The organism is Mycobacterium intermedium (genome assembly GCF_002086275.1).
GTDB classification, from domain to species: Bacteria; Actinomycetota; Actinomycetes; order Mycobacteriales; family Mycobacteriaceae; genus Mycobacterium; species Mycobacterium intermedium.
Genome location: NZ_MVHT01000056.1, coordinates 1 through 21,713, shown reverse-complemented (window position 1 = coordinate 21,713; position 21,713 = coordinate 1). Strand labels below are relative to the sequence as shown.

The following is a 21,713-nucleotide window of genomic DNA, read 5'->3' as shown; positions in this document are numbered from 1 at the left end:
CAGCTCGGCTCGGAAAGAGCCTCGCCGCGGCGTTGCGCCCGCGGACCAAACTCAGTAGTTGTTGCAGGACCCCGCGACGATGCCGAGGTCGTTGACGTACTGCTGGGCGCCCGGGTAGGCGGACAGCTGCGTCAGGATCGCCCGGCGGCCGGCCGGACCGGAGCTCAGGAACTCGCTCACCTTCGCCCGCGCCAGCGGGCTGGCCTGCAGCTGCGCCGCCGCCGCCGGGTCGGTGGCGTTGAGCGCGGCCATCACCTGGCCGTAATTGCAGGTCGTGTTGATTGCATCCTCGATCGGATCTGCCGAGGCGATGCCGGCTCCCACGGTCAGCGACAATGCCAACCCGCCTACACCGGCCGCTAACGTCTTGGACAACCTCATTTTGTGGACACCTTCCCCAACTATTGCACCGTCTATTTCGGCGGCGACGACATATGCCCAGCGGGTTGCCGTCATTGACCGAGGCTACCAGGCCCCCCGGGCTTGCTCTATCGCTTCTGTTATCGCACGGCGCCTTTCATACGTAACTCTTAGCTGGTCAGGGGCATTTTGGCGGGATTTCGCCGTGGGCGAACGGCGCCCGAAAACTAACGGGATTCTTAGGCGCATCAGCCGCGAGACCGTTGCCTGGCGGGCGGCGGGCGGGCATGAAAAGGGCCACGCATAGGGCCACCCAAAGGGCCACGAAAAGGACGGCCCCTTAAAGCCGAGCCGCCAACTCGGTGCCCTCCCTGATCGCCCGCTTCGCATCCAGTTCGGCGGCCAACGCCGCACCGCCGATGATGTGTGGGTCAACGCCGCGGCACCGCAGTTCGTCCTCCAGATCGCGCACCGGTTCCTGCCCGGCGCAGATCACCACGGTGTCGACGGCGAGCACCTGGCGTCGTTGCCGCTTCGAACCGAAGCTGATGTGCAGACCGGCGTCGTCGATCTGCTCGTAATTCACCCCGGACAACTGGTGCACGCCCTTGGCCCGCAGTGATGCGCGGTGAACCCAGCCGGTGGTCTTGCCCAGCCGCTTGCCTTGCGGCCCCTTGGTGCGTTGCAGCAGGTAGATCTCGCGAGCGGACGGCGCCGGTCGGGGCGTGGTGAGGGCGCCGCGCGCCTCTTGCGGATCGGCAACACCCCACTCGGCCTTCCATTCCTTGACGTTCACCGGCGAAGTTTCGGTCGCCAGCAATTCGCTGACGTCGAAGCCGATGCCGCCGGCTCCGACCACGGCCACCTTCTTGCCGACCGGTTTGGCGCCGGTGATGGCCTCGGCGTAGGTCAGCACTTTGGGGTGGTCGATGCCCGGGATGGGCGGCACGCGTGGCGCCACGCCGGTGGCCAGAATTACGGCCTCGAACTGAGGGTCGTACCCCGTCAACTCGTCCGCCGTCACCCGGGTACCCAGCCGCACCTCGACGCCGTGCTTGGCCAGCATCGCGGTGAAATATCGGATGGTTTCGCCGAACTCCTCTTTGCCGGGAATGCGCCGGGCCATGTCGAACTGGCCGCCGATGAACTCGTTGGCCTCGAAGAGGGTCACCCGATGGCCCCGCTGCGCGGCGTTGACGGCCGCGGCCAGCCCAGCGGGACCGGCCCCGACGACCGCCACCGAGCGAGCGTGACGCGTCGGCGACAACACCAATTTGGTCTCGCGCCCTGCCCGCGGGTTGAGCAGACACGTCGCCGTCTTTTTGACGAAGACATGGTCCAGGCAGGCCTGGTTGCAGGCGATGCAGGTGTTGATCTCTTCGGCGCGGTCGGACTGCGCTTTGAGCACCCACTCCGGATCGCTGAGTAGCGGCCTGGCCATCGAGATCAACTGCACCTGCGTGTCGGCCAGGATCTGTTCGGCGGCTTCGGGCATGTTGATCCGGTTCGACGCGACCACCGGAATGCTGACGTGCTGTGCGACCGCGTTGCTGATGTCGACGAACGCGCTGTTGGGTACCGACGTGACGATCGTCGGCACCCTTGCCTCGTGCCAGCCGAACCCGGAATTGATGATGGTCGCCCCCGCCGCCTCCACTTCGGTTGCCAGCGCGACGATTTCGTCCCAGCTCTGACCGTCCTCGACGTAATCGGCCATCGACATCCGGTAGCTGATGATGAAATCGGGTCCCACCGCCGCGCGGGTGCGGCGCACGATTTCGGTCGGGAAGCGGCGGCGGTTGGCGGGCGTGCCGCCCCAGCGATCAGTGCGCTTGTTGGTGCGCGGCGCCAGGAACTGGTTGACCAGATAGCCTTCGCTGCCCATGATTTCGACGCCGTCATAACCGGCGTCGCGGGCCAGCAGCGCACACCGCACGAAATCGTCGATGGTGCCTTCGACGCCGCGGTTCGACAGGGCTCTCGGGCGAAACGGGTTTATCGGGGCCTTGATCGGCGATGCGCTCACCGAAAGTGGGTGGAAGGCATAGCGGCCGGCATGCAGGATCTGCAGCAGGATCTTGCCGCCCGCATCGTGCACCGCGCGGGTGACTCTGCGCTGCCGGCGAGCCTGGGTCGAGGTGGTCAGCTCCGCGGCGAACGGCAGCAGCCAGCCGGTGCGGTTGGGTGCATAGCCGCCGGTAACGATAAGTCCGACGCCCCCGCGGGCCCGTTCGGCGAAGTATTCGGCGAGTTGGTCGATGTGACCGGCCCGGTCTTCCAACCCGGTGTGCATGGAACCCATGACCACCCGGTTGCGCAACGTCGTGCAGCCGAGATCCAGCGGCGACAGCAGGTTGGGGTACGGGCTCAGCATGGCCTCTCCGTTCGGCGCGAGTGGGCAGCGCCTTTCGGGCACCATAGAGGCGGCTGGCGTTGCCAAGCAACCAACTGCATATGGTGCGTGAAACGACGGGTGTGCCAATTGCTGAGGGTGTATGTGCAACGTCTAGTATCAGTAACCGAACCTGTCGCCGGGAAGCAGCCTCGGCGGCGTGCGTGACTAGCACAGCCCACACTGAGCAGCACTAGAGGAACGTTGAGGAGACGTCCGTGACGTACACGATCGCCCAACCTTGCGTCGACATCAAGGACAAGGCCTGCATCGAAGAGTGTCCCGTCGACTGCATTTACGAGGGTGCCCGGATGCTGTACATCCACCCCGACGAATGCGTCGACTGCGGTGCCTGCGAGCCGGTCTGCCCTGTCGAAGCGATCTACTACGAAGACGACGTGCCCGAGCAGTGGAGTCAGTACACGCAGATCAACGCCGCCTTCTTTGAGGAGTTGGGCTCGCCGGGTGGCGCTGCCAAGGTGGGACTGACCGAGAACGACCCGCAGGTCGTCAAGGACCTGCCCCCGCAGGGCGAAGACTGAGCGGGTCCGAAAAGCCGCGGCTTCCCAGGCATCGCCGGGTGGTCTCGGCCGATCTGCCCGAGTTTCCCTGGGACACCCTGACCGACGCGAAGGCGCTGGCCGGGGCCCATCCCGACGGGATCGTCGACCTGTCGGTCGGAACCCCGGTCGATCCGGTGGCGCCGCTGATCCAGGATGCGCTCGCGGCGGCCAGTTCCTCGCCGGGATACCCGACGACCGCCGGCACCAAGGCGCTGCGTGAGTCCGCGGTAGCGGCGCTGGCCCGCCGGTACGGCATCACCGGCCTGGTCGAATCGTCGGTGCTGCCGGTGATCGGCTCCAAGGAACTGATCGCCTGGTTGCCCACTCTGCTGGGTCTGGGCGCGGGCGACCTCGTCGTGGTACCCGAACTGGCGTATCCGACCTACGACGTGGGCGCCCGGCTGGCCGGGTCGCAGGTGGTGCGGGCTGACTCGTTGACCCAGTTGGGCCCGCAAACCCCGACCCTGGTCTACCTGAATTCGCCGAGCAACCCGACCGGTCGGGTGCTCGGCGTCGACCACCTGCGCAAGGTGGTCGGATGGGCCCGCGACCGCGGGGTCCTGGTCGCTTCCGACGAGTGCTATCTGGGTTTGAGCTGGGACGCCGAACCGCTGTCGGTGTTGCATCCGTCGGTTTGCGACGGCGACCACAGCGGGCTGCTGGCCATCCACTCGCTGTCCAAGACGTCGTCGCTGGCCGGCTACCGGGCCGGCTTCGTCGCGGGGGATCCGGAACTGGTCGCCGAGCTGCTGGCGGTACGCAAACACGCCGGAATGATGGTGCCGACGCCCGTGCAGGCCGCCATGGTCGCAGCCCTGGATGACGACGATCACGAGAAGGTGCAGCGGGAGCGCTACGCGCGTCGGCGGGAGATCCTGTTGCCGGCGCTGCGTGGTGCCGGCTTCACCGTCGAGCATTCCGAGGCTGGTTTGTACCTGTGGGCCACCCGCGGCGAACCGTGCGCGGACAGTGTGGCCTGGCTGGCAGAGCACGGAATCCTGGTGGCGCCCGGCCACTTTTACGGTCCGGCCGGCGCTCGGCATGTGCGGGCGGCGTTGACCGCCAGCGACGAACGCATCGCCACGGCCGCCGCGCGCCTCACCTAACTTTTGTGCTCGCGAGCAGGCATAAACTTGTACCAAAGCGGCCCGATTCGTACGAGTTAGCGTCTGCTCGCGGGTAGTTAAGATTGTGCCGCGGTTGGACGACGGAGGGACGACTATGAAGCGATTGTTGGCCGCGCTGGGCACGCTCGCGTCACTGCTGGGGTTGGCGTACACAGCCAACGGCTACCGGCCGCTGGCCAAGCGCGGGTACGGCTCGCTCTCTGCCTTCGCCTACGGTCTGTTGGCCTCGGAGCTGCCCAAGCCGTCACTGGGCGCTCACGCGGTTACGTTGGCCGCCGCCACGCCCCACATGCCGCCGCGCGTCCGTCGGTTCAGCTGGGTGGCCTCGGTGCTGTCGTGGCTGGGCCTGCTGGGTCTGCATCACCTGGGGCGCTCGGCTGACGAGACGTTGACCGCGGCGTTGGACGAGGGACTCGGCCCCGACCGGCGCAAAGAGGCAGGCGACCTGTGGAAGCGGCCGGCGCCCGGCGGTGCCACGGCGAAGAAGCCCGGCGTCGTCCGCATGATGCGGATTTATCGCGACTACACCCACGACGGGAACATCAGCTACGGAGAGCACGGGTCGCGCAACCGCCTCGACATCTGGCGCCGGCCTGACTTGGACCGCAACGGCAAGGCGCCGGTGCTGTTGCAGGTCCACGGTGGCGCCTGGATGGTGGGCGACAAACGGGGACAGGCACATCCGTTGATGAGTCACCTGGCCGAGCTGGGCTGGATTTGCGTGTCGGTCAACTACCGGCTGAGCCCGCGCTGGACCTGGCCCGACCACATCATCGACGTCAAGCGCGCCATCGCGTGGGTCAAGGAGCACATCGCCGAGTACGGCGGCGACCCGGACTGGATCGCGATCACCGGCGGTTCGGCCGGCGGGCATCTGTCTTCCCTTGCCGCCGTTACGCCTAACGATCCGCGGTTCCAGCCCGGTTTTGAGGACGCCGACACCCGGGTGCAGGCGGCCGTGCCCTTCTATGGCGTGTACGACTTCACCCGCCCTGAAGCCTCGAATCCGCTGCTGCTGCCGGTGGTGGGTAAGCGGGTGTTCAAGCTGAGCCGCGCGGAAATCGAAGAACCGCTGCGCCTCGCGTCACCGATCACGCATGTCTCCGAAGATGCGCCGCCCTTCTTCGTCCTGCACGGCGTCAACGACACGCTGGTCCCGGTCGAGCAGGCCCGCAGCTTCGTCAAGCGGTTGCGGGAGGTGAGCCGTCAGCCGGTCGTGTATGCCGAATTGCCCTGGGCGCAGCATGCTTTCGACATCTTCGGGTCGGTACGTGCCGCGCACACCGCGGTGGCGGTCGAGCAGTTCCTGGCTGAGGTCTACGCGTCCAGTCGGGTCGAGAGCCGCACCGCGTCCGCGGTGTAAGTCTCCGTTTCTACTGCAGCGCAACGACTTCGCTGCCCGCGTGCCAACGCGCGTAGAGTGACTCCGTGGCCTCGTCGAATCAAGCCTCATCGAATCAAGGCTCGACGAATCAGCGGATGATTGCGGGAGTGGCCGCCGCAGCCGTCGCCCTCGGTATAGCCCAGCTGGTCGGCATCCCGTTCGGTGCGCGAGCCGATGCGCGGGCCGCCATCGGCTCGGTGGTCGTCGACCTCACGCCAGGGCCGGTCAAGGAATGGGCGATCCAGACCCTGGGCACCATGGACAAGCTCTTCCTGGCTGTCGTCGTGCTGATCGTCATCGCCGCCATTGCCGCCATTGCCGGGAGTTTCGAGACTCGGCGCCGCCCGGTCGGCAGCGTCGCGATCGCCGCGGCGGGCGTCCTCGGTTGCGCGGCGGTGCTGTCGCGGCACGGTGCGACGGCGCTGGACACCATCCCCACCATCGTGGGCGCCGCGTGCGGCGTGGTTGCGCTGCGCTGGCTCGTCCGTCGGTTCGAGCCTGTTTCGGAGGACTCAGAGGGCTCAGACGACGGCGCCGACGACGACCGCGATGCACGCAGGCGTTCGTTGCTGACATTGGGACTGTTAGGCATCGGGGTCGTCAGCGGGGTAGCGGGTGCGGTGATCACCCGAATGGTGCATTCGGTGGCCGGTGACCGCACCAACTTCGCCCTTCCTCCACCGCGAACCCCCGCAACGCCGATACCGCCGGAGGTCCAGCCGAAGGGCGTTGCGCTGCCGAGTTTTATCACCCCCGCCGCGGACTTCTACCGGGTGGACACCGCGCTTTCGACCCCCCAACTCAGCCGCGGTGACTGGCGGCTGCGCATCCACGGCATGGTGGACCGCGAAACTACCTACAGTTTCGCCGATTTGGACCGATTCGAGGTGGTCGAATCGGTGACGACGCTGACCTGTGTGTCGAATCCCGTTGGCGGCGACCTTATTTCGACCGGGATCTGGACCGGCTACCGGGTGGCAGACCTGCTGGCGGCCGCTGGCGTGCACCAGGACGCCGACATGGTCCTCTCGAAGTCGATCGACGGGTTCACCGCCGGCACGCCCGTCGAGGCACTCACCGACCGCCGTGCGGCGCTCCTGGCGATCGGGCTCAACGGCCAGCCGCTGCCCGTCGAACATGGTTACCCGGCCCGGCTGGTGGTGCCCGGCCTCTACGGCTACGTGTCGGCCACCAAGTGGGTCGTCGATCTGGAGTTGACCCGCTTCGACAGGGCCAAGGCGTACTGGACGCGTTATGGCTGGGCGGCAAAGGCACCCATCAAGACCGAGTCGCGCATCGACGTGCCCAAACGGGGTCAACGGGTGCCGCCGGGCCCGGTGGTGTTCGGCGGTGTCGCCTGGGCGCAGAACCGCGGCGTGCGGGCAGTGGAGGTTCGCATCGGCGATGGCGAGTGGCAGCCGGCCCAGTTGGGCGCCGGCTATTCCAACGACACCTGGCGGTTGTGGAGCTTTCCCTGGGAGGCGAAAACTTCTGGGAGGCAGAGCATTACCGTGCGTGCGATCGACAACACCGGAGCCGTACAAACGTCAGACCAGGCTCCACCCACCCCCGACGGCGCGACTGGCTGGCACACGGTGAACTTCACCGTGGCAGAGGGGTAAAGCGCCGTAAAACGCTACTTCGCCGAGATTTTGCGCCAGCTGAAGACCGCTAGCGCGATGCCTACCAGCGAGGTGATCGGGCCGATGATCGACCAGGTCGTCGTGTTGCTCATCGGGCTGCCTTGCAGCACGCCGAAGCCTTGCAATGCCCAGATGAGGCCGAACAGCGCGACGATCACTCCGAGCGCCAACGTGACGACGAAAGTTCTGTTCATATAGGAACCCTACGCGCGGGGGTGCCGTCTTAGGGCAGTGCGAAGTGGAATGTCATACGAGTTGTCTTACGCTGGTGAAGTGGCTGACACCATAACCTTCCGACTTGACGCGGACGCCTCCCGTGCGCTTGAGGTGTTGACGAAGGACGGCACATCAGTTTCTGCGGCGGTGCGTGCAGCTCTTATCGACGCAGCACGCCGCGAGGCTGCCGCGACCATCCGTGCTGAGGCGGCGACACTGGCTGCCGACGAATCCGACCGTGCCGAGGCCATGCAGGTGCTTCGCGACATGGAGACGCTGCGTGCGTGGTGAGGTCTTCCGGCTGCGCTCTCCGCGGGATGTCCGCGGCCACGAGCAGTCCGGCCCTCGATATGCGGTCGTGGTCCAATCCGACCACCTACCCTTGTCGACGTGGCTGGTCGCCCCGACGTCCACAGCTGCCCGAGCCGCGAGCTTTCGACCGGAGGTTGAAATCGCCGGTCGTGTCACGCGGGTGCTGGCCGAGCAAACGGCGGCAGTCGATCCCAGTCGGCTAGGCGACAGCGTGGGCCATCTGAGCGCAGGCGATCTGCGCCGCGTCGACGCCGCATTGCGAATTTTGTTGGACCTGTAGCGGCGAGGAGCAATCAGACGCTGACGCCCCAATGGAAGACCCGCGACGTCAGCAACACAATGCCCAACGAGACCACCGCGACCACCGTCAACCCGATGACGGCGACCACCAGCGGCCGCCAACCGGTCCGCGCGATCTGGCGGATGTCGGTGTTGAGGCCGACACCGGCGAAGGTCAGCAGGAACGCCCACTTCGACACGTTGGCCAGGTTCGCCGTCTGACCCTTGCTCAACCAGTGCAGCGTCGTGACGGCCGAGACCGCCAGGAAGCCGAGCACGAACTTCGGGAACTTGCGCCAGACGAACGAGGCCTTGGCCCGCACACCGGGGGCGACCTCGTCGGCCTGCCCGCGTGCGGCCCAGAACAGCGCGAAACCCAGCACCACAAAACCGATTAACGCATTACGGACGGACTTCACCAACACCGCGATCTTGCCGGCGTGATCGGAGAACAGGTAGCCGGTCGCGGTCGTCTCGGCGGTGTTGTCCACCGACAGGCCCGCCCACAGGCCGAACTCGTAATCACTGAGTCCGATCACATGCCCCAACCACGGCAACGTGAACAACCCCACGGCGCCGAGTGCCAGAATCGCCGCGATGGCATAGCTCACGTCGGAGTTGCGAGCCCGGATCGCGCCTTTCGCGGCAATGATGGCCGACACACCGCAGATCGAGGTGCCTATGGCCAGCAGCGAACCGAGCTTGCCCGATAACCCGAAGGCTCGGGCGGCGAGAAGGATGATCGTGCCCGCGATCGTCATGTCGACCAGAATCTGGATCAGACTGGCGCCACCGAGTTTGGCGATGTCGCCAAGCAGAAACCGGGAGCCGAGTAGGACGATCCCGACCTTGAGCCAGAATTCGTAGGTCAGCACGCCGGGGCGGAAGACCCTGTGCAGCCCAACGGTGTTCGTGATCAGCAGCCCGATCACGATCGCCCACAAGACGTACTCGATATCGGGCACCGTCCAGTGTTGGTGACGGGCAAGGGAGTTCCACCAGATCTGGGCGTACTTACCCAGCAAGCCCACCGCGACCAGCAGCAGAATGCCGGGCAGGTAATCCAGCGGCCGCGTGCTGGTAAAGCCCGCCTCTTCGGACTCCGCAGGCTCGGAGGTCACCGTGCTCACGGTGATTACCAGGGGATCCGAGGCAGCACGTCGGCCACCGCCAACGCGACGATCACGCCGGCCAGCAGTGTGGCCCACCAATCCACCGATACCGCCCGGAGCCGTCCCCACCCTTTGTCACTCACGCCACTCACGCCGCCATGTTTTCCCAGCGCCCCGGTTCCACCAAGTGATTGGCTCGCCCTGAATCTAGGTCACTTTTGAACGCCGAGCAGACGCAAAGTTGTACATTTTCCCTTGAAAAAAGACAACTTTGCGTCTGCTCGCGGCGGAAATTAGCGCGGGCTGCGTTCGTTCAGCAGCGCGATGACCTGCGCGACAAGTTCGTCGATGTCGGCGCCGGTGGTGTCCAGCACCAGATCCGGGTCCTCCGGCGGCTCATAAGGCGCGTCCACACCCGTCAAGCCCTTCAGCTCGCCCTTGCGTGCGCGCGCATACAAGCCCTTGGGGTCACGCTTCTCGCATTCCTCGAGTGAGGTGCTGACATGAACCTCGATGAACGGAAGTTTGGCGGCGTCATTGAGTGCGCGGGCCGTCTCGCGGTCCGACTTCAGCGGTGATACCAACGAGGCCAGCGCCACCACACCGGCATCTGCCAAAAGTCGCGTCAAATGCCCTACCCGCCTGATGTTTTCGGTCCGGTCTCCGGGTGAGAAGCCCAGATCGTCGGACAGGCCGTGGCGCAAGTTGTCGCCGTCGAGCAAGTACGCGATCCGTCCCGACTCCACCAGTGCACGTTCCACCGCGACCGCGATCGTCGACTTGCCCGAGGCGGGCAGGCCGGTGAACCAGATGGTTGCGCCGGATTGGCCGGTCGCCTTCCAGCGGTGCTTGCGGTCCAGTGCCGAAGGATGCCAACGGATGTCGGTGCGGGCGTGGGTGCCCGGCTTGACCTCGCGGGCTTCGATGATGGTGCCGGCGCCGACCGTGTCGTTGGTGGTCTCGTCGATCAGGATGAACGCACCGCTGTCCCGATTCTCGTCATACGGGTCGGCGACGATGACCGAGCTGGTCCGCAACGTCACCGTGCCAATGTCGTTGAGGGTCAATTCAACCGGCTGATCCAACTCGTCGAGCGTCTCGGGGTCCAGGCGCGAGTGCAGCTCCTGGACGGTGGTCCGCACGGTCTTGGTGGTCTGCTTGAGCGCCAGCCGGTCACCGGCCCGCAGCGGTGAGTCGACGAACCAGCAGACGTGTGCGTCGATTTCCCGAGCCAGCACGGGCGGAACGGCGTCCTCGGCGCCGCTGACGAAAACGTCGCCGCGGCCCACGTCGATGTCGTCTTCCAGCTCGATCGACACCGACAGCGGCGCAACGGCTGTCGTTCGGTCGTCGTCCAGGGTGTCCAGCGCGGTCACCTTCGAACGTGTGCCGGCGGGCAGCGACACGACCTCGTCGCCGACGCTCAGCGTTCCCGCTGCGAGCCGGCCCGTGTAGCGGCGGCGCACGTTGTCGGTCGGACGCGAAACCCATTGGACTGGCAGTCGAAGCCGGGAGGGCTCGGGCTGGGGCGCGGCCAATTCGACGTTCTCCAGGTAGTCCAGCAGCGTCGGGCCGTCATACCACGGCGTTCTCGTCGAGCGGTGTACGACGTTGTCGCCCAACTTGGCAGCGATCGGAATCGTCTGGATGTCGACGTCGCCAAGGCGTTCCGCCGTCTGGTTCAGCTCTTCCTCAACCTTGCGGAACGCGTCTTCGTTGAAATTGACCAGGTCGATCTTGTTCACCGTCGCGACAAAGTGCTTGATACCCAACAGCTTTGCGATGCGCGCGTGCCGACGCGTCTGGCGCAGCACACCGGCGCGGGCATCGACCAGCAGGATCGCCACGTGCGCATTGGAAGCGCCGGTGAACATGTTGCGGGTGTAGCGCTCGTGTCCTGGCGTGTCGGCCAGGATGTAGCTGCGGGTGGCGGTGGAGAAGAACCGGTAGGCCACGTCGATGGTGATGCCCTGCTCGCGTTCGGCGCGCAGCCCGTCCGACAGCGCTGCCAGATCGGCGATACCTTCTTCGTCGGTGACGGCAGCCAGATGGTCCAGCGGCAAGCTGTCGGTGTCGTGCAGCAAGCGGCCGATCAGCGTGCTCTTGCCGTCGTCCACCGAACCAGCGGTGGCGATCCGCAGCAGCTGGCGCGTTATGCCCTTGGCCGGCTGGAAGCTTTCGCCCTGCTCAGACTTCTCGGTGGTGGTCATCAGAAGTAACCCTCTCGCTTACGGTCTTCCATCGCGGCGGCCGAAGTGCGGTCGTCGGCGCGGGTTTCGCCTCTTTCGGACACCGTTGCCGCCGAGATTTCCTTGATGACCCCGGCGATGTCGGTGGCCTTGGAACGCACGGCGCCGGTGATGGTCAGGTCCCCGACGGTGCGGTACCGCACCCATTCCTTGGACGCCTGCTCGCCGTCCTGCGGGCTGGCGTATTCCGAGACCGCCAGCAGGATGCCGTCTCGCTCGAACACCTCGCGTTCGTGCGCGTAGTAGATGGACGGTATTTCAAGCTGTTCCAGCTCGATGTAGCGCCACACGTCCAGCTCGGTCCAGTTGCTCAGCGGGAACACGCGCACCTGCTCGCCCTTTTTGATGCGCCCGTTGTAGAGGGTCCACGGTTCGGGGCGTTGGGCACGGGGGTCCCACTGGCCGAATTCGTCGCGAAAGCTCAGAATGCGTTCCTTGGCGCGGGCGCGTTCCTCGTCGCGGCGGGCGCCGCCGAACGCGGCGTCGAATCCGTTTTCTTCCAGCGCGTCGAGCAACGTGCGGGTCTGGGCCCGGTTGCGCGACGCGGTCGGGCCTGGGTCGGGGACGCGGCCCTTGTCGATCGATTCCTGCACCGAGGCCACGATGAGCTTGTGTCCGTGGCCGGTGACCCTGCGGTCACGGAATTCGATGACCTCCGGGAAGTTGTGCCCGGTGTCGACGTGCATCACCGGAAAGGGCAGTGGGGATGGGCGGAAAGCCTTCTCCGCCAAGCGAAGAAGCACGATGGAATCCTTTCCCGCCGAGAACAGCAGGACCGGCTTCTCAAGTTCGGCGACGACTTCGCGGATGATGTGTACCGCCTCGGCCTCCAATAGCCGCAGTTCGTCGACGTGCAGAGTCTCCGCGGTTGCGGTCATGTCGGTAGTCCCTCTCTTTCGGCATCCGCTCGGTATCGGTCTACCCATTCGTCAGAGCGTTGATCCGCTTGGCGCTGCAGCACCGGCTCCGGTGCCAGGCGCGGGTCCAGTCCGAGGCGCTCAAGAATGTCGGCCACCACCTGGGTCAGGTTGCGCCACAACACCGGATACGAAATCTCGATCGGTTCGACGTTCTCCTCGACGAACCAGTTCCGCCAGCCTTCTTCCTGGGCGCGCAGCATCTTGACGACGTACGCGATCGCCCCGGCGTGGTAGGTGGCGCGCGCGTCGCGCACCGGGTCCGGTCGGCCTCGCCACACCCGGGTCTGTACGGCTCGCCAGAAGGACACCGCCTGCGAGACCACATCAGGTCGGTGGATGTGGATGAGCAGCGGATCCTCGCCGACGACGTCGCGAATCGCCGACAGCAGGCCCTCACCCGATCGATCGGGCAATCCGGCCGCGCGGTTCAACAGCAGCGGCGTCTGGTTCCACATCAGCTTGCCGCCCCATACGCCATTCGGGGTTCGGCCGACCGTGCGGATGTAGTCGCGCCAGATCTCCGGCGGCGCGAGGTCGGGTTTACCTTCGTCCAGCGGATCGAGCAGGCTCAGAATCGACTCGTCGTCGACGTCGGCGAACCACTCCCGAGGCTGGGGGGATTGGCTGGTGGTCGGCAGGTACTGAAAGAACTCCTGGGGCTCGCCGGCCACACCGGTAGCGCGCAGCGATTCGACCAGCAACGTGCTGCCGCTGCGTTGCGAGGCCAGCACTAGGTAGGACTTCGGTGGATCTGCCATTCTCAAAGCCTAACCGCACGGAAATCGGCTGCAACACAGGGATTTACCCTCACCGTGAACAAAACTCTTGCCCCAAAATTGGATTGCTTTGATTGGCGTATTCGCCGTCTATATTTCGCGTCCCATTGCTGCGACGTCAGGGTCGGTTAGTCACCGGTGCGCGCCAGCCCCAGTGTTTCGCCATATGAGGCGGTACAACGACTGTGGCCCGTCACCTCCCGATGCCCGCTACCGGTAAGTGTGTTGAACGGATCTTCGTGCTGTTGCGGCAGGGGAATTTCCAAATGGAGTACCGAGTGTGCAGTGACATTATCGGAGGCGCACGGATTATCGCCGACCGCGTCGGTGGTCCATTTATCGTGTGCGAATAAGTAACGCCCGTAGAAATTGTCCGCGGCGTCTATCAAACTGATGCAACGTTCGCCGGTGCGGAGGCAGTGGGTTGCAACGGTGGCATCCCAGGACCATGGCGGCCAACCGTTGTCGGGGGTTTCGGTCCCGCGGTAGCGGCCGCGGAACCCTCGCGCGGGAGACACCGTCCGCGCCGGCAGGTTGGCGGGATTGCTGGCCTCACTTTCGACGGCGTCGCCGACTCGGGTGAAGGTGACGGTTCGCTCGGTGGTGCACGAGGTTTCGGTGATGCTGCTTTCGGCGCGGTAGTCGCCGGTCATCGTTCCGTCAGGTTGAGGCTGCAGCGTGATCACGGTCCAGTACTCGCCGGGGAACTTGCAACCCGTGAAACCCGTGACGCCTTCCGGGGCGGTGGTAGGCCAGGAGGTGGCGACGGATTGCCACTTGCCGTCGACTTCGTCGAAAACGAAGTCCGACAGCAGGGCGGGACCGCCGTTCGCAGAGGCGGTGGCCACGCAACCGTTGGATCCACACTCGGAGCGGACGGACCACTGTCCGGTTGACGCCGTCCCGCCCTCGTCGGCCTGGCCGTGCGTGCTCGGTGGGCCGAAGTCGGCGCGGTACAGACCGGCCGGAAAGGTGGCCAAGCGGGTGGTTGGCGGTACGGGCGCTGGCTCGTCATCGCCACGGAACGCGATGACCAGGCCGGCGGCCGGGCGGGTGGCGCGTACCAAGGTTGGGCCTTGGGTTGGGGCTTCTGTTGCGGTGCGGGCTGCGGTTTGGGCTTGGGCTTCGGCTGCGGGGGTGCCTCGGGTGGCGGAGGTGGCCGGCGCTGTTTGACGGGGGCGGTGATGGCGTTGCGAGCCGCGGCAACCAGTTCTCTGGTGCTGTTGAAACGCTCCTCCGGGTTCTTGGCCATGCCCTTCGCGATGACGTCATCGATGTCGGGAGGCAGGGTGGCGCGAATCTTGGACGGGCGTGGGGGCGGTGCGGTCAGGTGGGCACCCAATTGCTGTTCGAGACTGTCGCCGGGGAAGGGCTGGCTCCCGGTGAGGCATTCGTGCAAGACGCAGGCCAGCGCATAGATGTCGGCGCGATGGTCGCTGCGGTCACTGGTCAACCGTTCGGGTGCCAGATATGCCCAGCTGCCGATGACGCTTCCCGTGTTCGTCAGGGAGGTTTCCCCGGTCGTGCGGGCGATGCCGAAGTCGATCAGGTAGGTGAAGTCGTCGTCGGTGACCAGGATGTTGGAGGGCTTGACGTCGCGGTGGACAAGGCCGATGCGGTGCGCGGCGTGCAGGGCCGAGGCCACTTGGTCGATGATGTAGATGGCGCGCTCGGGCGGTAGCGGTTTGCGCGCCACCAGTGTTTGCAGATCGCAGCCCTGAATCAGACGCATCGTGACGAACAGACGTCCGTCGATCTCACCGAAGTCGTAGATGGGCACCACGTGCGGCTCGTCGAGCCCGGCCGCGGAGCGGGCTTCGCGACGGAATCGCTGCTGGAAGGTCTCGTCGTCGGCGAGCTCAACGGGCAGCACTTTGAGCGCGACCACCCGCTCGGTGATGGTGTCGAATGCTCGCCACACCTCGCCCATGCCGCCACGACCTAGCACCTCAATGAGGCGGTAGCGGCCGAACGGCGTCCCGTCCAAGTGGCCTCCCCGGTAACTGCTATTCGCTAACCATAGAGTTCGCCAACGGGTTCTCCCAGAGAAATCTGCAATACCGGCAGAGTGCTGGGACCGCTCAACCGGAATTGACGAGACCGAGCGGCTGCGTGGCAACATCGATCGGCACAGGCATGGGTGCAGAACTGTCATACCGGTGATAGCGGTGATTGTGTTTGTTGGCGTCGTGAGCGCCAAAGAAGCCCGCGAGCAAAATGAATATCACCCACCCGACAGTGACCACGGTGCCGATAGCGATTCCGGCAATAGCCATGCCGCGCCCCGGTTGACCGGTCCGATTGATCTGAAACAAGGCGATGATTCCGAAAATGACGCCCAAGAAAGATCCCGTACCCCATACATGCCAACGAGACGCAGGCGCAGATGAGCGACGCGACGGCGAGTCCGTTGGTACTGACCTGCGGTGACTGCTGCGGCCACGGCGACGGGTATCCATAACCGCCCGGGGTCCCGGACTGGTAGCCGTAACCGGGCGGTGGCGGTGGCGGTGGCGGTGGCGGTGGCGGATAACCATAGCCCCCCGGTGATCGATAATGATCCGGTTGATTCGTCACGGGAGCCTCCACAAAATCCACACACCGCCGGCGAATTGCGTCGAGCGGAAGTGACTTCACTCTTTGGGCTTTACCGTGGCGCTCTGTCAATGTTGTCCGGGCTGCCGCGGCCTCTCGAGTGCCCGCAGTGCCAGCGAAAAGACCAGTCGTGCATCAGGATCGGCCAATGAGGTCGACAAGAGTTTCTCGATCCGTCGCACCCGGTAACGCACCGTATTGGGATGCACCTGTAGCGAGTTCGCCGCGGCCGCGACGTCGCCGAAGCTGTCCAAATACGACCGCAATGTTTGCGCCAGCACCGGATCTTGCTCGTGCAGGTCGCGTATGCGCTCATCGATGAGCCGCGCATCGGCGGACACCATGGTGACGATCTCGTCAAGCAGAACGGTGGTGCGCGCCTCCTCCAAGGAGGTGACTCGCTTGAGCGAGATCGGGTGCCGCTCAGCGCTATCGAGCACGCGGTCCACTTCGCTTCGTACCGTCGCGACTGCAGTAAGCCCGGCGATCGGCGCGGCGATCGCCGCCCGCAGTTCCACGCCTAGCTGACTGCGCAGCGCGCCGATCGTGCCGCGTACCCACGAAGCAACCGGCCGGCTGGCGGTGATCTGCGGTAGCAGTACGTAAACTCGCGAGCCGTTCGAAACTACCTGGGCGTCCGGGCGAAATGCACTGGCGCTCAACGCCAAAACCTCGGTCAGCCGGGCGTTGCGGGTGTTGGTCGCATTGGTGTCGGCAGCATCGGTGGTGACGGCGGTATCGAAGCCGATCAGGGCGGCGTTTCCGGCGTTGCTCCCAGTGGGCAGGCCGAGCTCGCGGGCGATCATTTCCACCTCGCCGGCATCGCCCTGTTCTCCGGGACCGCCGACGTCCAGGCCCAACAGCTGCTGCACCCGGCGGGTGTGTGTGGACGGCCGGCTGGACAGTCGCTTCATGATCCGCGCAGCCAACACCGCCGCGCCGCGCATCATCTCCTCGGCGTCATCGGCCAGCGGCTGTGAGCCCTGCTGAACCCAGATTGTGCCGGCGAACACCGGCGGCCGTCCGGCCTGCGGCTGATGGATGCCGATTGCCAGACGCGGGCGCAGCCCCAATTCCGGCCGTTCGGCCACGCGCACCACCTCGTCGCCGGCCCGTAGCGCATCGAAAATGCCCCACTGGCCGATCCATGTCAGATGCTCCGGCGGCCCCGCGCGCCCAAGGATGGACAGCCGGCGCAGTTCGTCGGCCTCGTCGTTGGAGGCCGAATATGCCAGCACGTGAGATTGCGCATCTTCGATGCTGACCATGCCGTGGATACGGTCGGCCAGGGACTGTGCAAGACCAAACAAGTCAGTGCCCGACTCGTCGTCAGCACGGTCACCGCGGTGCTCCAAGACGTGATTGACCAGCCGGTAGAGGCGTTCCCAGCGGGCTTGTGGCTCGACGGCCACGACGGCCGATCCGGCGCGTACCGCCGCCGTCGTGAGTGCTTCCGAGGGTTGTTTGACGAAGATCGCCACCGGTGCGTTCGTGCGTCCCTTGATTTGCCCCTTGACCCAGCGCAGCGCTTCGTCGGCACCCACGCCCACCAGGAAGAACACGTCGGCAGAACGGGACGCGGGCGCCAGGCCCAGGCGCACGTCGTCGGAATCGATCAGCGCGGCCGATGCGACCGGAAGGTCCAGGCCGCGCGGGGCGCTGACCAAGGTGACCATGGTGGCGTCGAGCGCCAGCAGCAACTGGCCCAGTCCCACACCGGTCGCGCGCATATTGTCTGATTCTACTAGTACATGTCCTGAGTATTGTCCGATCAGACAACCATCTGTGCGGGTTGCAGGGGGACCCTGGCAAACATGGACGCTGTCACCGAGGTTCCCGCACCGGTCAACGAGCCGGTCCACGACTACGCACCCAATTCCCCCGAACGCGCCCGGCTGCAGGCCGCCCTGACCGCCCTCGCTGACCATCCGATCGAGCTGCCGCACGTCATCGCCGGCCGGCATCGGATGGGCGACGGCGAGCGGATCGATGTCGTCCAACCGCACCGGCATTCAGCCAAGCTGGGCACCCTGACGAACGCCAGCCACGCCGACGCGACGGCGGCCATTGACGCTGCCATGACCGCGAAAGGCGACTGGGCGGCACTGCCGTTCGACGAACGCGCCGCGGTCTTCCTGCGCGCCGCCGACCTGCTGGCCGGGCCGTGGCGAGAAAGGGTCGCCGCCGCGACCATGCTGGGCCAGTCAAAGTCGGTGTACCAGGCCGAGATTGACGCGCCCTGCGAGTTGATCGACTTCTGGCGGTTCAACGTCGCGTTTGCGCGGCAAATCCTGGCGGAGCAGCCGATCAGCGGGCCAGGGGAGTGGAACCGCATCGACTACCGTCCGCTGGACGGGTTCGTGTATGCGATCACGCCGTTCAACTTCACTTCCATCGCCGGCAACCTGCCGACCGCCCCGGCATTGATGGGCAACACCGTGGTGTGGAAACCGTCGATCACCCAGACGTTCTCGGCCTGTGTGCTGATGCAGCTGCTGGAGGCGGCCGGGCTGCCGCCCGGGGTTATCAACCTGGTCACCGGTGACGGATACGCGGTTTCGGATGTGGCACTGGCCGATTCGCGGCTGGCCGGCATCCACTTCACCGGGTCGACGGCCACCTTCCAACGCCTCTGGCGGGAGGTGGGCGCCAATATCGGTAACTACCAGAGCTACCCGCGCCTGGTCGGTGAGACCGGCGGGAAGGACTTCGTGGTTGCGCACGCCTCGGCGCGCCCAGATGTGCTGAGCACCGCGCTGATCCGTGGCGCGTTCGACTACCAGGGTCAGAAGTGCTCGGCGGCATCGCGGGCGTTCATAGCGCATTCGGTGTGGCAGCGGATGGGTGATGACTTCCTCGGTGCCGCATCCGAGTTGCGCTACGGCGACATCACCGACCTGTCGAACTTCGGCGGCGCGCTGATCGACGAACGCGCTTTCGTCAAGAACGTCGACGCCATCGAACGGGCCAAAGGCGCCGCCGGGATCACCATCGCCGTCGGTGGTGAATACGAAGACAGTGAAGGTTATTTCGTGCGCCCGACGGTGCTGCTGTCCGACGACCCGACCGACGAGGCGTTCAGCACCGAGTACTTCGGCCCATTGCTGTCGGTCCACGTCTACCCCGACGACCAGTATGAGCAGATCCTCGACCTCGTCGATTCCGGAACCCGGTACGCGCTCACCGGCGCGATCATCGCCGACGACCGCCAAGCGGTGCTGACTGCGCAGCATCGGTTGCGGTTCGCCGCGGGCAACTTCTATGTCAATGACAAGCCGACCGGCGCAGTGGTCGGACGACAGCCGTTCGGCGGATCGCGCGGATCGGGAACCAACGACAAGGCCGGATCGCCGTTGAACCTGTTGCGCTGGACGTCGGCCCGCACCATCAAGGAGACGTTCGTCCCCGCCACCGACTACACCTATCCGCACATGGCGGTCGACTGATGGCCGGAATCTTCGCTCACACGGTGCGACCTGCCCTGCTGACCGCCAGCCGGTCCACCGGGCTGCGCCGGGTGGTCGAGCGGTCGCCGGTCAGCCGTCAGGTGGTCCACCGGTTCGTGCCCGGTGACACTCTGGATGACGTCATGAATGCCGTTGTTGCGCTGCGTGATTCGGGCAGGCTTGTCAGCATCGACTATCTCGGCGAGAACGTCACCGACGCCGACAATGCCACCGCCACGGTGCAGGCCTATGTCGAACTGCTCGACCGGCTGGGCCGGCGGGCAGACGCCGTGGCTGAAGGGGTGCGCCCGCTCGAGGTGTCCCTCAAGCTGTCCGCGCTGGGGCAGGCGCTCGAGCGAGACGGCGAAAAGATCGCCCTCGACAACGCGCGCGTCATTTGCGAGCGGGCCGAGCAAGTGGGTGTCTGGGTGACGGTGGACGCGGAAGATCACACCACCACGGACTCGACGCTGTCGATCGCAGGGGATCTGCGGGTCGACTTTCCTTGGGTGGGCACGGTTTTGCAGGCATATCTGCGACGCAGCGTAGGTGACTGCGAGGAGTTGGCCGCCGTGGGCGCGCGGGTGCGGTTGTGCAAGGGCGCCTACGACGAACCCGCGCCGGTGGCCTATCGGGACAGTGCGGACGTGACCGAGTCGTATCTGCGGTGTCTACGGGTGCTGATGGCGGGATCGGGGTATCCCATGGTGGCCTCGCACGACCCGGTGCTCATCCAAGCCGCGGCGGAGATGGCCGGCGAATCAGCGCGTGGTGCAGGCGATTTCGAGTACCAAATGCTGTACGGCATTCGCGACGACGAACAGCTTCGGCTGGTTGCCGCGGGAAACCAGGTGCGGGTCTATGTTCCGTTCGGAACCCAGTGGTACGGGTACTTCATGCGACGGTTGGCCGAACGTCCCGCCAACCTCGGGTTCTTTGCGCGAGCATTGGCCCACCGTGGACGGTAGGACCGCGCAAAGTCTGGTCAAAAAGCCGGATCATCAACGCGGATCGGCGATATGATCCGTTCACGCGCACTGGCAGGCGAGCGCCGGCCAGTGTCGGGGGAGGTGCCGGATGTCGTTTCTACTCGCTCAACCGGAGATCTTGGAGGCAGCGGCCGCAGACGTGTCGGGCATCGCTGCTGCGATCCGCGATGCCAACGCGGCCGCCGAAGGACCTACGACCAGACTGTTGGCCGCCGCCGCGGATGAGGTTTCGGTGGCCGTCGCGAGGTTGTTTGGCGCGCAAGGACAGTCGTATCAGGCGCTGAGCGCCGAAGCGGCCGCGTTCCAGCAACGGTTCGTGCAAGCACTGAGCGCCAGTGCCGGTGCGTATCTCACCGCTGAAGCCGCCAGCGTTAATCCGCTACAGGCCTTCGAAGAGGCGGTACTGAACGCCATCAACACCCCGACGATGGTGTTGTTCGGGCGTCCGCTGATCGGCAACGGCGCGGACGCGACCGTGGCGGGTCAGGCCGGTGGCGCCGGCGGAATCCTGTACGGCAATGGCGGCGCCGGCTTCACCAGCACGACGCCGGGTGTGCCGGGAACCAACGGTGGGAGCGCCGGCCTGATCGGCAATGGCGGCAACGGGGGAAGCGGCGGCGCCGGCGCGGCGGGGGGCCACGGTGGCACCGGCGGAATCCTGTTCGGCAACGGCGGCGCGGGCGGGAACGGTGGAGCGAGTCTAAACCCGCTGTTGGCCGGCGGTACCGCGGGTTCCGGAGGCGACGCGTTGTTGTTCGGCCATGGCGGCGCCGGTGGTGCCGGCGGGGCGGGTAGGAGCGGCTCGACCGGCGGCGCCGGTGGCCTCGGCGGGTTCTTCTGGGGCAACGGCGGCAACGGGGGTGCGGGGGGTGAAGGCATGGTCGCCGACGGCGGCACGGGCGGTGCGGGTGGCGCCGCGGGGTTGTTCGGTCAAGGCGGAGCCGGCGGCCATGGCGGCGTCGGCAATTCGAATGGCGGCGCGGGTGGATTCGGTGGTACCGGCGGACTGGTCGGTGACGGCGGGGCCGGTGGAGCTGGAGGCGACGGGCTACGCCTGGGCGGATCGGGCGGCGACGGCGGCTCCAGTCGATGGATCGGTCAGGGCGGCGTCGGCGGCGCCGGCGGTGGCGGCACCTCGGCAGCAACCGGGGTCGGCGGAGCAGGTGGCAACGGCGGAACCGGTGGGCTGCTCTACGGCGGCGGAGGCAATGGCGGCGGGGGCGGAGTTGGTGCCGCGGACGCGGGTGGCGCCGGCGGTCAAGGCGGCGCTGCGGGGATGATCGGTCGCGGCGGAGCGGGCACCGTTGTGCACGCGGCGATGGCCGTCGCGACCGGCGTCGCCGACGTGGT

Annotated in this window: 20 protein-coding genes and 1 pseudogene; 9 read left to right on the top strand and 12 right to left on the bottom strand. The window is 66.1% G+C overall.

Features of this window, described 5'->3' with window-relative positions:
- Positions 1–51 precede the first annotated feature (51 nt).
- Both BST27_RS18980 and BST27_RS18975 read right to left on the bottom strand, forming a co-directional pair.
- A complete protein-coding gene (locus tag BST27_RS18980; RefSeq protein WP_069419817.1) occupies positions 52–381 on the bottom strand; it encodes a hemophore-related protein in 330 nt (109 codons plus the stop codon).
- Positions 382–700: 319 nt separating this feature from the next.
- The gene (locus tag BST27_RS18975; RefSeq protein ID WP_069419874.1) at positions 701–2,734 is read right to left on the bottom strand and encodes an NADPH-dependent 2,4-dienoyl-CoA reductase; all 2,034 of its coding nucleotides are present in this window, start codon (positions 2,732–2,734) and stop codon (positions 701–703) included.
- Between the two features lie 236 nt (positions 2,735–2,970).
- Here BST27_RS18975 and fdxA point away from each other — a divergent pair, with 236 nt between their 5' ends.
- The 4 genes and pseudogenes from fdxA to BST27_RS18955 all read left to right on the top strand — a co-directional run bounded on the left by fdxA (position 2,971) and on the right by BST27_RS18955 (position 7,448).
- The gene (gene fdxA, locus BST27_RS18970) at positions 2,971–3,294 is read left to right on the top strand and encodes a ferredoxin (RefSeq protein WP_069419816.1); all 324 of its coding nucleotides are present in this window, start codon (positions 2,971–2,973) and stop codon (positions 3,292–3,294) included.
- Positions 3,295–3,332: 38 nt separating this feature from the next.
- A complete protein-coding gene (dapC, locus tag BST27_RS18965) occupies positions 3,333–4,421 on the top strand; it encodes a succinyldiaminopimelate transaminase (protein ID WP_139805241.1) in 1,089 nt (362 codons plus the stop codon).
- A 355-nt stretch (positions 4,422–4,776) separates the two neighbouring features.
- A pseudogene (locus tag BST27_RS18960) lies at positions 4,777–5,805 on the top strand (alpha/beta hydrolase fold domain-containing protein); the annotation flags it as partial.
- A gap of 116 nt (positions 5,806–5,921) precedes the next feature.
- Positions 5,922–7,448, top strand: coding sequence for a molybdopterin-dependent oxidoreductase (locus tag BST27_RS18955; protein WP_069419813.1), 1,527 nt, complete (start codon positions 5,922–5,924; stop codon positions 7,446–7,448).
- 14 nt (positions 7,449–7,462) lie between these two features.
- On the opposite strand, the gene BST27_RS18950 is transcribed toward BST27_RS18955, so the two are convergent.
- Entirely contained in the window at positions 7,463–7,663 is a 201-nt protein-coding gene (locus tag BST27_RS18950) for a hypothetical protein (RefSeq protein ID WP_069419812.1), read from the bottom strand.
- A 79-nt stretch (positions 7,664–7,742) separates the two neighbouring features.
- Here BST27_RS18950 and BST27_RS18945 point away from each other — a divergent pair, with 79 nt between their 5' ends.
- A complete protein-coding gene (locus tag BST27_RS18945; RefSeq protein ID WP_069419811.1) occupies positions 7,743–7,976 on the top strand; it encodes a hypothetical protein in 234 nt (77 codons plus the stop codon).
- Entirely contained in the window at positions 7,966–8,277 is a 312-nt protein-coding gene (locus BST27_RS18940; protein ID WP_069419810.1) for a type II toxin-antitoxin system PemK/MazF family toxin, read from the top strand. The genes BST27_RS18945 and BST27_RS18940 overlap by 11 nt, the downstream gene beginning before the upstream one ends.
- 13 nt (positions 8,278–8,290) lie before the next feature.
- Here BST27_RS18940 and BST27_RS18935 read toward each other — a convergent pair whose 3' ends face one another.
- The 9 genes from BST27_RS18935 to BST27_RS18900 form a co-directional block, all read right to left on the bottom strand.
- Complete coding sequence (locus BST27_RS18935) at positions 8,291–9,418, bottom strand: YeiH family protein (RefSeq protein ID WP_069419873.1); 1,128 nt, start codon at positions 9,416–9,418, stop codon at positions 8,291–8,293.
- Positions 9,412–9,540: a hypothetical protein gene (locus BST27_RS34540; RefSeq protein ID WP_264000589.1), complete on the bottom strand. Its 129-nt coding sequence runs from the start codon at positions 9,538–9,540 to the stop codon at positions 9,412–9,414. The genes BST27_RS18935 and BST27_RS34540 overlap by 7 nt, the downstream gene beginning before the upstream one ends.
- 141 nt (positions 9,541–9,681) lie before the next feature.
- On the bottom strand, positions 9,682–11,598 hold the full coding sequence (gene cysC / locus BST27_RS18930; protein WP_069419809.1) for an adenylyl-sulfate kinase: 1,917 nt from the start codon (positions 11,596–11,598) through the stop codon (positions 9,682–9,684).
- A complete protein-coding gene (gene cysD / locus BST27_RS18925) occupies positions 11,598–12,515 on the bottom strand; it encodes a sulfate adenylyltransferase subunit CysD (RefSeq protein ID WP_069419808.1) in 918 nt (305 codons plus the stop codon). The genes cysC and cysD overlap by 1 nt, the downstream gene beginning before the upstream one ends.
- Positions 12,512–13,315, bottom strand: a complete 804-nt coding sequence (gene stf0 / locus BST27_RS18920; RefSeq protein WP_069419807.1) for a trehalose 2-sulfotransferase — start codon at positions 13,313–13,315, stop codon at positions 12,512–12,514. The genes cysD and stf0 overlap by 4 nt, the downstream gene beginning before the upstream one ends.
- 146 nt (positions 13,316–13,461) lie before the next feature.
- The gene (locus BST27_RS18915) at positions 13,462–14,019 is read right to left on the bottom strand and encodes a hypothetical protein (protein ID WP_083148589.1); all 558 of its coding nucleotides are present in this window, start codon (positions 14,017–14,019) and stop codon (positions 13,462–13,464) included.
- The gene (locus tag BST27_RS18910) at positions 14,016–15,320 is read right to left on the bottom strand and encodes a serine/threonine-protein kinase (RefSeq protein ID WP_083148587.1); all 1,305 of its coding nucleotides are present in this window, start codon (positions 15,318–15,320) and stop codon (positions 14,016–14,018) included. Before BST27_RS18910 ends, BST27_RS18915 begins: the two co-directional genes overlap by 4 nt.
- Positions 15,321–15,414: 94 nt before the next feature.
- A complete protein-coding gene (locus BST27_RS33190; protein ID WP_069419805.1) occupies positions 15,415–15,675 on the bottom strand; it encodes a DUF4190 domain-containing protein in 261 nt (86 codons plus the stop codon).
- A 321-nt stretch (positions 15,676–15,996) separates the two neighbouring features.
- On the bottom strand, positions 15,997–17,658 hold the full coding sequence (locus BST27_RS18900) for a PucR family transcriptional regulator (RefSeq protein WP_069419804.1): 1,662 nt from the start codon (positions 17,656–17,658) through the stop codon (positions 15,997–15,999).
- An 84-nt stretch (positions 17,659–17,742) separates the two neighbouring features.
- Between BST27_RS18900 and pruA the strand changes: the two genes are divergently transcribed.
- From pruA to BST27_RS18885, 3 genes are all read left to right on the top strand, one after another.
- Entirely contained in the window at positions 17,743–19,374 is a 1,632-nt protein-coding gene (pruA, locus tag BST27_RS18895; protein ID WP_069419803.1) for an L-glutamate gamma-semialdehyde dehydrogenase, read from the top strand.
- Complete coding sequence (locus BST27_RS18890) at positions 19,374–20,342, top strand: proline dehydrogenase family protein (protein ID WP_069419802.1); 969 nt, start codon at positions 19,374–19,376, stop codon at positions 20,340–20,342. Before pruA ends, BST27_RS18890 begins: the two co-directional genes overlap by 1 nt.
- 109 nt (positions 20,343–20,451) lie before the next feature.
- Positions 20,452–21,713: PE family protein (locus BST27_RS18885; protein WP_139805240.1), on the top strand; the 1,262-nt coding region annotated here is incomplete at its 3' end.